Annotated in this window: 11 protein-coding genes; 8 read left to right on the plus strand and 3 right to left on the minus strand. The window is 53.8% G+C overall.

All coding sequences use genetic code 11. From position 1 onward, the window contains the following. Positions 1-325 precede the first annotated feature (325 nt). The 8 genes from E1N14_RS07885 to E1N14_RS07920 all read left to right on the plus strand — a co-directional run bounded on the left by E1N14_RS07885 (position 326) and on the right by E1N14_RS07920 (position 10,515). Complete coding sequence (locus tag E1N14_RS07885) at positions 326-1,300, plus strand: nucleoside hydrolase (RefSeq protein ID WP_062793939.1); 975 nt, start codon at positions 326-328, stop codon at positions 1,298-1,300. A 939-nt stretch (positions 1,301-2,239) separates the two neighbouring features. Beyond that, positions 2,240-2,836: a transcriptional regulator BetI gene (gene betI, locus E1N14_RS07890; protein ID WP_062793647.1), complete on the plus strand. Its 597-nt coding sequence runs from the start codon at positions 2,240-2,242 to the stop codon at positions 2,834-2,836. Next, the gene (gene betB / locus E1N14_RS07895; protein ID WP_025009802.1) at positions 2,836-4,296 is read left to right on the plus strand and encodes a betaine-aldehyde dehydrogenase; all 1,461 of its coding nucleotides are present in this window, start codon (positions 2,836-2,838) and stop codon (positions 4,294-4,296) included. The genes betI and betB overlap by 1 nt, the downstream gene beginning before the upstream one ends. A 9-nt stretch (positions 4,297-4,305) precedes the next feature. Next, positions 4,306-5,991, plus strand: a complete 1,686-nt coding sequence (betA, locus tag E1N14_RS07900; protein ID WP_025009803.1) for a choline dehydrogenase — start codon at positions 4,306-4,308, stop codon at positions 5,989-5,991. Positions 5,992-6,152: 161 nt separating this feature from the next. Continuing rightward, complete coding sequence (locus E1N14_RS07905) at positions 6,153-7,370, plus strand: choline transporter (RefSeq protein ID WP_025009804.1); 1,218 nt, start codon at positions 6,153-6,155, stop codon at positions 7,368-7,370. Between the two features lie 38 nt (positions 7,371-7,408). Continuing rightward, positions 7,409-8,128 (plus strand): TorF family putative porin, encoded by a 720-nt coding sequence (locus tag E1N14_RS07910; protein ID WP_375336408.1) that lies wholly within the window; start codon positions 7,409-7,411, stop codon positions 8,126-8,128. A 152-nt stretch (positions 8,129-8,280) separates the two neighbouring features. Further along, positions 8,281-8,895: a PDC sensor domain-containing protein gene (locus E1N14_RS07915; RefSeq protein ID WP_197021449.1), complete on the plus strand. Its 615-nt coding sequence runs from the start codon at positions 8,281-8,283 to the stop codon at positions 8,893-8,895. A gap of 42 nt (positions 8,896-8,937) precedes the next feature. Beyond that, on the plus strand, positions 8,938-10,515 hold the full coding sequence (locus tag E1N14_RS07920) for a methyl-accepting chemotaxis protein (protein WP_025009807.1): 1,578 nt from the start codon (positions 8,938-8,940) through the stop codon (positions 10,513-10,515). A 72-nt stretch (positions 10,516-10,587) separates the two neighbouring features. Here the strand turns inward: E1N14_RS07920 and E1N14_RS07925 are convergent, their stop codons facing one another. The 3 genes from E1N14_RS07925 to E1N14_RS07935 all read right to left on the minus strand — a co-directional run bounded on the left by E1N14_RS07925 (position 10,588) and on the right by E1N14_RS07935 (position 12,750). Further along, a complete protein-coding gene (locus tag E1N14_RS07925) occupies positions 10,588-11,157 on the minus strand; it encodes a DUF1415 domain-containing protein (protein WP_093982697.1) in 570 nt (189 codons plus the stop codon). A gap of 140 nt (positions 11,158-11,297) precedes the next feature. Further along, positions 11,298-12,116: a DUF2797 domain-containing protein gene (locus tag E1N14_RS07930; protein ID WP_025009809.1), complete on the minus strand. Its 819-nt coding sequence runs from the start codon at positions 12,114-12,116 to the stop codon at positions 11,298-11,300. A 130-nt stretch (positions 12,117-12,246) separates the two neighbouring features. Then, positions 12,247-12,750, minus strand: a complete 504-nt coding sequence (locus tag E1N14_RS07935) for a glycine cleavage system transcriptional repressor (RefSeq protein ID WP_025009810.1) — start codon at positions 12,748-12,750, stop codon at positions 12,247-12,249. Positions 12,751-12,853 lie beyond the last annotated feature (103 nt).

The raw sequence follows: 12,853 nt of genomic DNA on the forward strand, positions 1-12,853 counted from the left end.
TCCTATTCGCTCGCGGCTATCAAGAACAGCATCTTTGCTGTAGGCATTTGTCAGAAAAGCAATAATTGCCTGCAATACCGCGGTGGTTCATGCCGCTTGATTGCGCGTTTCGCCGCTTTTATGGGCTATAAAACTTATCCGGATGAGAGCCGAATATTGCAGTGATAGCCCTTAGGTGAACAGATACTGACCCCTGTGTCTCATTTCCTCGATAGGGCGCGGTATTATGGGGCGCACAGCGTGAGATTTAGCGCTAGAATGGGCCAGTGCCGCCGGCTTGCAGCGGCACAGATAATATCAATAACATCACAAAGGAAGCTGGATTGTGACGAAGAAAATTATCCTGGATACAGATCCCGGTATTGATGATGCAATGGCAATTCTGTTTGCCGAAGGGCATGCCGGTGTGGATCTTATCGGTATCACCACAGTATTTGGCAACGCCACCATTGAAAACAGCACTCGCAATGCCCTTTACTTGAAACAGAAATACGGCATGAAGGCAGACGTATCCATGGGGGCGGATAAGCCGCTGTCGCGCCCTCCTGTCGGCCCTACCACCATAGTTCATGGTGATACCGGTTTTGGCGATCTGCAAGTCACCGCCGCCGATGTCAGCCTAAGCGCCGATCCCCGTCCGGCATGGCAGTATATCGTCGAGCAGCTCAAGGCGCAGCCGGGGGAGATCACTCTTGTGGCTGTTGGGCCTCTGACCAATCTGGCTCTGGCGCTGCAGCATGAACCCGGGATCACCAAACTGGTTAAAGAAGTGGTGATCATGGGCGGGGCCTTCGGGGTTAACGGCCATCAGGGCAATGTCAGCCCGTTTGCCGAAGCCAATATCCATGACGATCCCGAGGCGGCCGATATCGTATTTACTGCCGACTGGCCCGTGGTGATTATCGGTCTGGATGTGACCCATGAGAGTTTCTTTACGCCCGAGTATCTGGATAAGCTGCGCGATGAAGCCGGTGAGCCGGGACGCTTTATTCACCAGATAAGCCGTTTCTATCTCGACTTTTACCAGCGTAGCCTGGGAATTTCCGGCTGCCACGTGCACGACCCCTCGGCGATTGCCTATGTGATAGATCCCAGCCTGTTTACCCTGAGAAAGGGGCCTGTGCGGGTGGTTTGCTCCGGCCCGGCCATTGGCCACACAATGCAGAAAACCTACGAGCGGCGCCATCCCCATGATGACTGGAGCGATATGCCGGCGCAAAGTGTTGGGGTGGGGGTGCGCAACGAGGCGCTGCTCGAACTGTATCGCAACACCCTGATAGATTTCGGTCGTCGGTCATAGGTCTTGCTGCGGTAGTTATTTTTCTGCCAGCCGACCTCATCTGATGCCAGAGCCCGGTATTTGGCCGGGCTCTTTTACTAAGGAAGGTGCGAATAAGTCCTCGTGGCACTCTGGCTTGCACAGCAATTGGCTTTCAAGGCATCTGACTGAAGGCATGCCGGGGCCTGTCGAAGTCGGATAACGCAGAGAGCCGGTTGCTGTGAAAGCCCCAAAGGGCGTGGCTTACAAACCTGTCTGCTATGTTGTGCTTCTTGTAAAGGACTAGCCATTTGCTGCGAACCACGCCTTGCATACAGGCCTGTAAGCCAACGCAGAGCACGCATGGGACTTGTTCGCACCTTCCCTAACCCTTTGCAGGGACTCTTGTCTTGCGCTTTATCCGCCTTTTCACTTTATTCATCTGTTACCCGTCCCAACATGGTTCAGCGTTAGTCGGCTTCCAGGTTCAGTATTCCTCTTGTTAATTATGACTCCTCTTTTTTGGTCATAACTCCTCATTCTAATCACTCTTTCTCATTGTCACCTTATTCTCAGCTTCCCCCTACTCATCGCCTTATCCTCAGCCCCAGTCTCAATCTCAGTGTCCGGCTTCCAAGCAGCAGGTTAGGTCCGGAGCGACAGGCGTATTTATCTGCGCTATCGGGTTACAGAGTGAGTCATAAGGCTTTAGCTCAAATGATATCTGTTGTAACTATTTTGGCGGTGAACACTTGCGTCGTTCTGCGGTAATTTTTCGGTTAACACCTCAGAAATAGCGAAGTTTTGTCGGTAAATAGAAACTTTTTCAGATAAATTTCAAGCAACGTAAGCATTTGTTGCTGTGAGGTAAATCACTGTTTTGTGACTTGTGTGATCTGAAAACTCGGCTCCGGTCAGGTTGATAATTACAGTTCAAATCATTAGGCTTGTTTTTAATTGAACGGTCAATTAATAAAAAATATGCCCAAGATTGGAATGAAACCCGTGCGCCGCCAGCAACTGATCGATGCCACTATGGCCTCGGTGGCCGCCAATGGTTTGCACAATACCACCATCAACAGCATCAGCCGCCTAGCCGGGTTGTCGTCGGGGATCATCAGCCATTATTTCGGTGGCAAGCAGGAGCTGATTGAAGCGACATTGCGGCATTTGCTGGAGCAACTGAAGCTGGCTTTGCTGGCGCAAACGGCAGAGCGGCAGCTTTCCTCCAAGGCACGGCTGCACGCCATAGTGGCGGCCAACTTCACCGAGTTTCAACGCTCGGGGGCGGCTACCCGTACCTGGCTTAATTTCTGGGCTCAGTCCATGCATGAGCCCGGGCTTGCCAGGTTGCAGCAGGTCAACAGTGCCAGACTGCAGAGTAACTTGGCCTTCTCTTTCAAACAGTTATTGCCCAGGGAGCAGGCGCTCAAGAGTGCCGAGCAGGTGGCCGCCATGATTGACGGTTTTTGGCTGCGCAGTGCTCTCAGTCCTGAACCTGAGCAGGCGTTTGCTGCCGCAGAATCCTGGTGTATCGATTTCATTGACCAAAGTCTGGCTTATCACGGAGTACATTGATGACACAGCCTGTTTATCAGAATTTTATTGACGGTCGTTATATGGCCAACGCCTCGGGTGAATCCTTTGAGGTGATTAACCCTGGCACGGGCCAGGTGCAATACCGCGTTGAAGTGGCCGATGAGGCCATCAAACAGGCGGCCATTGCCAGTGCCAAACGCGGATTTGCCGCTTGGTCAACCATGAGCGCCATGGCGCGCAGCCGGGTGCTGTTGAAGGCGGTGGCCCTGTTGCGGCAGCGCAACGATGAGCTGGCCAAAATCGAAGTGCTGGATACGGGTAAACCCTGGCAGGAGGCGTCTGTGGTGGACGTGGTCACAGGGGCAGATGCCATAGAATACTTCGCTGGCATAGTGGTGGGCCTGGAAGGCTGTCAGCAAAGTGTTGGCGATGATTTCTTCTATACCCGCCGTGAACCGCTGGGGATCTGTGCCGGTATCGGCGCCTGGAATTATCCTTTGCAGATAGCCTGTTGGAAGTCGGCGCCGGCGTTGGCCGCCGGTAACGCGATGGTTTTCAAGCCGTCTGAGGAGACCCCGCTCGGCGCTCTGAAGCTGGCGGAAATCTTTATCGAAGCCGGTGTGCCCGCCGGGGTGTTCAATGTGGTGCAGGGCGCGGCCGAAGTAGGTCAATGGCTGACTCACAGTGAGGATATCGCCAAGGTGTCCTTTACCGGCGAGGTGGGCACAGGCAAGAAGGTGATGGCGGCAGCGGCCTCCAGTCTCAAGGATGTCACCATGGAACTGGGGGGCAAGTCCCCGCTGATCATCTTTGAAGACGCCGAGCTGGAGGATGCCGTCAGCGCCGCCATGCTGGGCAACTTTTATACCCAAGGAGAGGTTTGTACCAATGGTACCCGGGTCTATGTCGCCCGCAACCTTTACCCGGCCTTTATCGAACGTTTGCAGCAAAGGATGGCCAATATCAAGGCCGGCGACCCCATGGCGCCGGACACCAATTTCGGCGCCCTGATATCCAGCGCGCACAGAGACAAGGTGCTCGAGTATATCGCCCTTGGGCAGGCCGAGGGGGCAAGGCTCCTTTGCGGTGGCAAGCCTTTGACGCCGGACTCGGCCCCAGAGGGTTTCTTTGTTGAGCCGACCGTATTTGTCGACTGTGATGACAAGATGCGTATTTGCCGTGAAGAGATCTTCGGCCCTGTGATGTCTGTATTGATTTTCGACGATGAAGCGGAAGTGATCCGCCGCGCCAACGATACGGCCCTTGGTCTGGCTGCTGCGGTATTTAGCCGCGATATTCGCCGCGCCCACAGGGTGATTCATCGGCTTCAGGCTGGGATTTGCTGGATCAATGCCTATGGCGCCTCACCCTCGGAGATGCCCGTCGGTGGCTACAAGCTTTCGGGAGTCGGCCGGGAGAACGGCAGTGAAACCCTCAAGGCCTATACCCAGACCAAATCGGTTTATGTCGGCATGCAGCCCCTGGAAAGTCCATTTTAAGGAGCCGTTATGAATCAGAATTTCGATTACATCATTGTCGGTGCCGGTAGCGCAGGGTGCGTGCTGGCCAACCGCCTGAGCGAAGATAAAAACAAACGGGTCTTGTTGCTGGAAACCGGCGGCAGCGATCGCAGCATCTTTATTCAGATGCCAACGGCGTTGTCCATTCCCATGAATACCCAAAAGTATGCCTGGCAGTTTGAAACCGAGCCTGAACCGGGGCTGGACAACCGGCGCATGCATTGTCCCAGGGGCAAGGTGCTCGGCGGTTCTTCATCCATCAACGGCATGGTCTACGTCCGCGGTCACGCCCATGACTTTGATGAGTGGCAGGCCAGTGGCGCCGAGGGCTGGAGCTACGCCGATTGCTTGCCCTATTTCAAAAAGGCCGAGACTTGGGCCTTTGGCGGTGACAAGTATCGAGGCGATAGAGGGCCCTTGGGGGTCAACAACGGCAACCGCATGGCTAACCCTCTGTATAAGGCCTTTGTTGATGCCGGTGTGCAAGCCGGTTACCTGGCCACGGATGATTACAACGGTGCCCAGCAGGAAGGCTTTGGCGCCATGCATATGACGGTGAAAAATGGTGTGCGCTGGTCTACGGCCAATGCCTATCTGCGTCCGGCCATGACACGGGATAATTTAAAAGTGGTGACCGGCGCCTTGGTGCACAAGGTATTGCTGCAGGACAAGGTGGCAACCGGGGTGCGCTATGAATGCGGCGGCAAGTTGCAGCAGGCCGTGGTTGGCATGGGCGGCGAAGTGATCCTTTCAGCAGGTCCCGTGGGTTCGCCCCATCTGTTGCAGCTTTCCGGTATAGGTGCGCCCGAAGTCCTTAAAGAAGCCGGTATTGAGCTGGAGCATGCCTTGCCCGGGGTGGGGGAGAATCTTCAGGATCATCTGGAGTTCTATTTTCAGTTCCGTTGCACCCAGCCAGTTTCCCTCAACCGCAAACTGGATTGGTGGAACAAGTTCCTGATCGGCAGCCGCTGGTTCTTTACCAAGACGGGACTCGGGGCGACCAACCATTTTGAATCCTGCGGTTTTATCCGCTCCAAGGCGGGCCTGGCCGCACCGGATCTCCAGTATCACTTCTTGCCCGCTGCCATGCGTTATGACGGCCGGGAAGCCTTTGATGGTGATGGTTTTCAGGTGCATATCGGCCACAATAAACCCAAGAGCCGGGGATGGGTCAGAGTACAGAGCAGCGATCCGCACCGGCATCCGCAGATACGTTTCAACTATTTGCAACACCAGGATGATATCGAAGGCTTTCGCGCCTGTGTGCGCCTGACCCGGGAGATTATTCATCAGCCGGCATTCGATGGTTATCGCGGAGAAGAGATCCAGCCTGGTGCCGAGGTGGAAACCGATGAGCAGATAGATGCCTTTGTTCGTCGCTCGGTAGAGAGTGCTTATCATCCATCCTGTTCCTGCAAGATGGGCACAGATCCCATGGCCGTGGTGGACCCGCAAAACCGGGTGCATGGCATTGAAGGACTGAGAGTCGTGGACTCTTCCGTATTCCCCACCATTCCCAATGGCAACCTCAATGCACCGACCATAATGTTGGCAGAGAAGGCCGCCGATATTATCCGCGGCCGTGAAGCCTTACCGGCCTCTGATGCCACAGTTGTTCTGGCTGACAAGTGGCGAGCGCAGCAGCGCTGCCACGCACCCGAGCGGCCTAGCTGATCTTAAAACTCAAGGGGCCAGTCTGCAGTCGGCCCCTTAACCCCTGTCAATGCTGAAATCGGCGCAGCCAAGCCGAGGGCTTTTTGCTGGCCAAAATTCGCCATTAGTCTGGGGCTGAAATTAGAAAAATATAATTTAAATCAACAATAAAGGGAAAAATTATGGAGCTTTGGCTTTCTGCAGGGATCTTATTTACCTTTGCCATGATAGGGGTGATCCTGTATCGGTGGGGCAACATCCCCTGCGTAGGTGTCACCCCGGTGCGGATCAACACCTTTATCGCTATTTTGTTCACCTCAGGCCTGGATGTAGGCTTGATCATGTTCCCGCTCACCGAATTCGGCACTTACACAGATACCAACAGCAGCCCCGAATACGCCTTTTCCAATCCCTTGGCGATAGAGTTTGGATTTTGGGCCTTTCTCATCTGGGGTTTTTACTTTGTCACCTGTTTCTATTTTTGCGTCATTGAGCCCAGAGTGAAGTTCTTTGAACTCAAGGCGGTAAAGTTCATCAACAACATGGTGATTATCGGCACCTGTGCCTTCACTGCTTATCTGCTGCTCAGCAACTTGCCCTGGTATCTGCCGGAGATGGGCGATGGAGAGTCCGTCATAGGCGCCTTCTATCTGATAGTGTTTGCCGTCATCGCCATCGCGGTTTATTCCAGTACCAGCATTAAATACGTCAAGGTGCTCAGCCTGGCCAGTACCTGGCTGTTTGTGGCGCTGATAGCCCTGATGTGGAGCGGCGCATTTTTAGGGGAGAGCGGCACTGTCGGCGATTTCATTACCACCTTTTCGTTATTGGGTGAGTACTTTGTCGATATCAAGCATTTTGTGTTGCCGCTCAATGATTATCACGCCTTTTACCTGTTCTGGTGGTTTGCCTGGAGCATTATGATAGGCCAGTTTACCTCACGGTTTGTCGGCGGGATCAAGACCTGGCAACTCTTGCTTGCCATGATGGTGTTTCCCTCCATTCCCATCGCGATTTGGTTCAGTGTCCTCTATTTCTACGATACCCAGGCCATCTCCACATCCGGCTTTTATAACCTGGCCATGGTCATGGTGGGCATAACCTTTGTGATCAATTCGCTGGACTCATTGATCCGTCTCTACACGGATAACCTGGGGCTGACGGTTGCCAGGCTCGGCAAACGCAACTATCTGCTTGGCAATATCGCCGTGATGGTACTGCTGACCTTGCTGTTCCAGCTTGATTTTCTGGAGATTCAATGGGTTGGGGCCCTGGCCATTGGGCTTATCTTCGCCTGTGCCGGTTACATGCTGCTGACCAAATTGAAAACCTTGGGCCGGATCCAAGGCTCTCCCAAAGAAAACACTATAGATTTTAATAAAATAGAGTTGGCTGACTGATGTCGGCTTCAATCCATAAAACCAAAAGAGGAACACAGATGCGCTTGAACGCCATGGCAAATTATCTCAAGAGCGGCGGTGTGGCGGCACTGCTGACACTGACTTTCACGGCCGAGGCCGAGTGGTCATCGACCGTGACCCTGGCATCGGATTACAGTTTCAACGGGGTCAGTCAGACAGATGAAGGCCCGGCGTTACAGGCCAGCTTGGATTACAGTAGTGAAAGTGGCTGGTATCTTGGCAGCTTCGCTTCCAATGTCGACTTCGGTGGTGGCGATGATACCTGGTTGGAACTTGACGGTTATGCAGGTTATTTTTACCAGTTCAATGAACACCTGAGCCTGGATGCCGGGCTTGCCTATTACAGCTATCACGGCGAATCCTTTTCCGATGACTACAACTATCCGGAAGCTTATGCCAAGTGGGGTTATCAGTCGCCATTCGGTCAGTCGGAGCTGAATCTCTGGTACAGCTGGGATTACTTTGGTACCGGTGCCGGCCATAGCATAGTGATGCTGGCCCACAGTTTTGAATTGGCGCCCGGTCACCGGCTGAGGTTGAGTTTTGACCGTTCCACATCGGATGATACAGACAAGTGGCAGTGGCAGGGAAGCAGAGGCTATCAACACTACCGCATCGCCTACCAGACCCAATATCACGGCATAGATATTGAACTGGCAGGTGAAGATACCAGCCTGGACTCGGACAATGCCGATGCCAGGTTGGTGCTAAGCCTGTCGCACAGATTCACCTTCTGAAGAGCTGCCCTATTGGCCCAGGCTGGAGTGGGCGGCGTCAGCCTGGGCCTTGCGGCTTACTTAAGAATATTCTTTTATCTTTCAAGCGCTCTTGTGATTTGTTGACTAGTCTTATCTCAGGATGATTTCTATCACAGCAGGGAGCAACCCAGATGACCTCTATCAGCAAATTTTGTCGCAGCAAATCTTGCGCTGCATTGTTCAGTGTGACGCTGCTCGGCGCGACTTCTATGTTTGTTGCCGCCGCAGCCAATGCCAACGACTATGAAGCCGCCATCAGCGAACTTGCCAATACCCAGGTCAAGAGTTGGCTTGGCGACCCTTTGATCGTCGATAGCATCAAGCAACAAAACAGTGCCAATGCCGAACTTTCCAAGGAGCAAATTCTCAACTTGGACAAGCAATGGCGTGCTCAGGTTGCTGCCGCCGACAAGCCATTGGTGGATAAGCTTCTCAACAATCCGCTTTCCGATTTTTTGCGGCAGAAACTGCAGCAAAGCAATGGCCTTTATACCGAAATATTCATCATGGATGACAAGGGATTGAATGTGGGACAGAGTGCCATGACTTCAGATTATTGGCAGGGGGATGAAGCCAAATGGCAGCAAACCTTCGCCAAGGGGCCAGACAGTATCCATATCAGCGAGGTGGAAGAGGATGAGTCTACCCAGAGTTATCAGAGTCAGCTGAGTCTGCCTGTTGTCGACCCCTCGTCCGGTGCAGTGATAGGCGCCATTACACTGGGGATCAACGTAGAGCTACTTTAAGCGTCTTTTGCTTGTTATTTCCCCTCAGTCAGGGAGGCCTGTATGGGAATCTTCAACAGGATCAGCAGCAAGATGGCCTTGATCGCCTCTGTGGTGGTTTTGGCCGGTTTTACGCTGACCAATTTTATAAGCCAGCATAGGCTCACCAGCACTCTGGTTGATATGGAGCGGGTCAGCAGTCAGGTGATCACCGGATTCGTGTCGCAACAACTGCTCAATGCGGTGAAATTCGGCAAGGCGGACAAGGTCGAGGAGGAGTTTATCAATCTGGCCAAACAGACCCGGGGGAACCTCGGGTATGCCGTGGTGTTTGATGCTTCGCAGGCCGTTTTTGCTCAGTTTGGCGAGCCAGGCAATACCGGCGCCCAGATGCAGGCTTCGCTGGGGCAGCATCTGCCGCAACTGAAAGCCGGCGAGCCCCAGACCTTGGTTACCGACAAGGATATTCAAATACTTCATCCCATTATCAACAGTCGTGATCAGGCGCTGATTGGGGTACTGGGCATGAGCTGGGGTCTTCAGGAGATCCAGCGGCAGACAAATGCTATGTTGCTGGGAGGCATAGCCGTTGCTATTCCTGTCGCCGTGGCGATCATCATCTGCCTGCTGCTGGTGATGAAGCGCCTGGTGATGCGCCCGGTGGACAGGATCACCCAACTGGCACAGGAGTTGGCTCGCGGAGAAGGGGATCTGCGTCGGCGTATCGAGTATTCGAGCGACGATGAGTTGCGCGGCCTGTGTGACAACATCAATCACTTCATTATCAAGGTGCAGGAAGCCCTGGCCGATGTTACCGCTCAGTCGAGCTCCTTGACCGAGATAGCCACCCAAAGCCGCCATACATCCCAGAGTGCCAATGCCGCCACTCAAGAGCAGCGCGGCAGCCTGGAACAGATGTCCCACTCGATACGTGATATGTCCAGCGTGATCCACGAAGTGGCACAAAACGCGGCCGAGGCAGAGGATTCCACCAAGGATGCCAGGGCGGTATCCCAGGAAGTGCAGGCCATCATAGAGCGCAATCGTGAGTCGATAGACTCACTTGCCGCCGAGGTGGAGCGGGCCTCGGGGGTGATTCAGCGGCTTTATGATGACAGTCAGCAGATAGGGCGGATCCTCGAAGTGATCCAGGCGATTGCCGAGCAGACCAATCTGCTGGCACTGAATGCGGCCATAGAGGCGGCCCGTGCCGGTGAGCAGGGGCGGGGCTTTGCCGTTGTGGCCGACGAAGTACGCTCTCTGGCCAGCAAGACCCAGCAGTCGACCGAAGAGATCAAGGCGATGATAGAACGTTTGCAAGCCGGCAGTAAAGATGCCGCAGATGTGATGAATGCCAGTTGTAACAAGGCTCGGGAGGGGGTTGAGCAGGCACAGCAGAGCCGTGAAGCACTGCAGCTGATTGCCGCCAAGGTAGACGCCATTTCCAGCGTCAACAGCCTGATAGCCTCGGCGACCCAATCTCAGGCACGCTCGGCCGAGAGTCTGTCCCATGATCTGGAACAGTTGCATCATCTGAGTGAAATCTCCGCCAGCAGCGCCGAGGAAGCGGCGCACCATGGCAGTGAGCTCTTCGACCTAATCAATAAGACCCAGGTAACCCTCGGGCGTTTCAAAGTCTAGGGTTTCAAGGCCTGGGGTAAGGCCCGGGAAGGGGCAGATAAGCCTGAATCACATCAAGGCTTATCTGCTTTTTTATGGTTTTCGGCTCAGGCAGTTTTGCAGCAGTTTGGCGAAGAATTCGCTGCCCTTGCGGCGGGCAAAGGCGATGTTGCGCTCGGGAATCGACTCAGGATCATCATATTCGGCCAGGGCCTGTTCCATACTGGCTTCACGTATGATGTGCAAGGTCGGATAGGGCGCTCTGTTGGTATAGTTGGCGGCATCATCCTGGGCCTCCCCTTCGAAACAATAGTCGGGGTGAAAGCTGGCCAACTGGTAAACCCCTTCATAACCCTCTTCGAATAACAGCTGCTCGGCAAAGGCCAACAGATCCAGATAGAGGTGAAAGCCTTCAAAGCCCCTCGGCAGAATGAACAGGCTGGTTTCCGCTTGTGGGTGCTCATCCAGATATTGGCACTCGTCCAGCAACGCCTGCAAGGCAGTATCCATACGGCTTTCTTCGCAAACTGTGTAACGAATCGAGTCGCGCTCGACTTCCCGTCTGGCGAAGGGGCAGATGTTGTACTTCATGATCACCTCCTTGACCCAAGCCTGGGTCTGGGCGGCGATAGTCTGGGATCCCATCATGGAGTCTGTGGCCATATTCTGCTCTGTATCTGTGTAAGGGCGTTATTGGCGGCCATCATAGGCAGCCTCTGGGGTACTGGCAAGCACCAAAGGTACTGAAGGATGAAATACGGCGCCCATCCAAGTGGCGCCGCTGGTTTGCTCAAATTAAAAAATCAGTAGCTGACTTCCACTTCATAAGAGGTGAACTTGCGGATATTGATTACTCCGGTATCGAAAAGCAGGTACTGACCCTTGATGCCCATCAGAGTGCCGCTGACAACGGCTTCTTTGTCAAAGTTATGGGACTTGATCTTCTTTGGAAACTCACTGATCGGGTAGTGAATTTGCGTCTCTGCCTCGGTCAATCTCTCTATCTTGTAATCACCGCGGCTCATTGCCAGCTCGTGCAAGCGGGTTTCGATACTCGGCAATAGCGTTTCGGCCTTGGCCTTGAGATCTATCTCGTTGTTGTTGCCCTTGAGCATCGCCTGCCAGTTGGTCTTGTCGGCAATCAGTTTGGCCAGTTCGACTTCGATAAGGCCGGAAAGCTGCCTGCTGCTGACCTTGAATATCGGCAGCCCCTGGGTGGCTCCCTGATCCAGCCAGCGGGTGGGCAACTGGGTGTGGCGGGTAATGCCGACCTTTATTCCCGAGGTATTGGACAGGTAAACATAGTGGGGCACCATGCAATGGGTGTCACCCCATTCGGGTTCGCGGCAGGTTCCCTGATCATAGTGGCAGGTTTCAGGTTTCATCACGCAGAGATCGCAGCTGGCGAGTTTCTGCATACAGACATAACAGTGGCCCTGGGAGTAACTCTTCTTGGTCTTCTTACCGCAGTTGCAGCAGAAGATGTTACCCGTGTGACTCAGGGTTAAACTCTTGCCTATCAAAGGGTTCAACGCCAGGCGCTGTTCAGCCACTCTGAGGGTGTATTGTGCCAGATGGTTCTCGTCCAGGGCGACGGCCATCTTATCCAGTGTTCCAAGCATAACGACAAAACTCTGTTCTTGTGATTTTCGCCAGTGTATCAGTTTTCCTAACAGGAATTATCGATTGCACATCGGTTGCTGCTTTTGCAGGCACTCAAGAGTCAGAGGTCGGGCAGCTGCAGTATCGGGCTCAGGTCAGATTCAGCTTATCCAATACCAGATCATCACCTATGCTGTAGAGAGATTCGGTCAGGCGCTCCTCCTGCATAGGGTCGGTCAATCCCAGGCTGATGGTGGCCCGAAACAGGGCGATGCCGGTATGGCCCGCGGTTTCAAACTTGCTGCTGAATTGCTCGATATTGATGCCCAGGGCATTGATCCTGTTGGAAATGTCCAGCACCAGCCCGGGCCTGTCGTAGGCCACCAGGTTGAAACTCAGGCGTTTGATATATTTCTGCTGCTGGCCGGCCCTGGCGCTGGTGAGCGCCATACCATCGATGCACTCCAGGGCATCGAGCAGGTCATCCCAGTGTTCGCTGGGAACCTCAAGCAGCAAAATAGCGGCAAAAATCCCGTCTATATGACGTAATTCCGAGTCGAGCCAGTTGCCACCGTGGCGGCTGACCGCATGGGCAATCTGCTCAACCAATCCTTTTCTGTCAGGGACTTGCAGTGTGATAAGGTAACGAAGCATGGTAGACAGACTCCTGAATAATGTTAAAAAAAGCTATGTAACACTATTGTCATTTTTGCGTCATATAATCCCAGCCACTCGATAAGGGATGGTCTTACCTGGG

The sequence above is a fragment of the Shewanella algae genome (genome assembly GCF_009183365.2).
Taxonomy (GTDB): Bacteria; Pseudomonadota; Gammaproteobacteria; order Enterobacterales; family Shewanellaceae; genus Shewanella; species Shewanella algae.

Bases quoted from the DNA above. Each gene is read 5' to 3' on its own strand.
- betA (WP_025009803.1), top strand. From the start codon at position 4,306: ATGAATCAGAATTTCGATTACATCATTGTCGGTGCCGGTAGCGCAGGG.
- E1N14_RS07905 (WP_025009804.1), top strand. From the start codon at position 6,153: ATGGAGCTTTGGCTTTCTGCAGGGATCTTATTTACCTTTGCCATGATA.
- E1N14_RS07925 (WP_093982697.1), bottom strand. From the start codon at position 11,157: ATGGCCACAGACTCCATGATGGGATCCCAGACTATCGCCGCCCAGACC.
- E1N14_RS07930 (WP_025009809.1), bottom strand. From the start codon at position 12,116: ATGCTTGGAACACTGGATAAGATGGCCGTCGCCCTGGACGAGAACCAT.
- E1N14_RS07910 (WP_375336408.1), top strand. From the start codon at position 7,409: ATGCGCTTGAACGCCATGGCAAATTATCTCAAGAGCGGCGGTGTGGCG.
- E1N14_RS07920 (WP_025009807.1), top strand. From the start codon at position 8,938: ATGGGAATCTTCAACAGGATCAGCAGCAAGATGGCCTTGATCGCCTCT.
- betI (WP_062793647.1), top strand. From the start codon at position 2,240: ATGCCCAAGATTGGAATGAAACCCGTGCGCCGCCAGCAACTGATCGAT.
- E1N14_RS07935 (WP_025009810.1), bottom strand. From the start codon at position 12,750: ATGCTTCGTTACCTTATCACACTGCAAGTCCCTGACAGAAAAGGATTG.
- E1N14_RS07915 (WP_197021449.1), top strand. From the start codon at position 8,281: ATGACCTCTATCAGCAAATTTTGTCGCAGCAAATCTTGCGCTGCATTG.
- betB (WP_025009802.1), top strand. From the start codon at position 2,836: ATGACACAGCCTGTTTATCAGAATTTTATTGACGGTCGTTATATGGCC.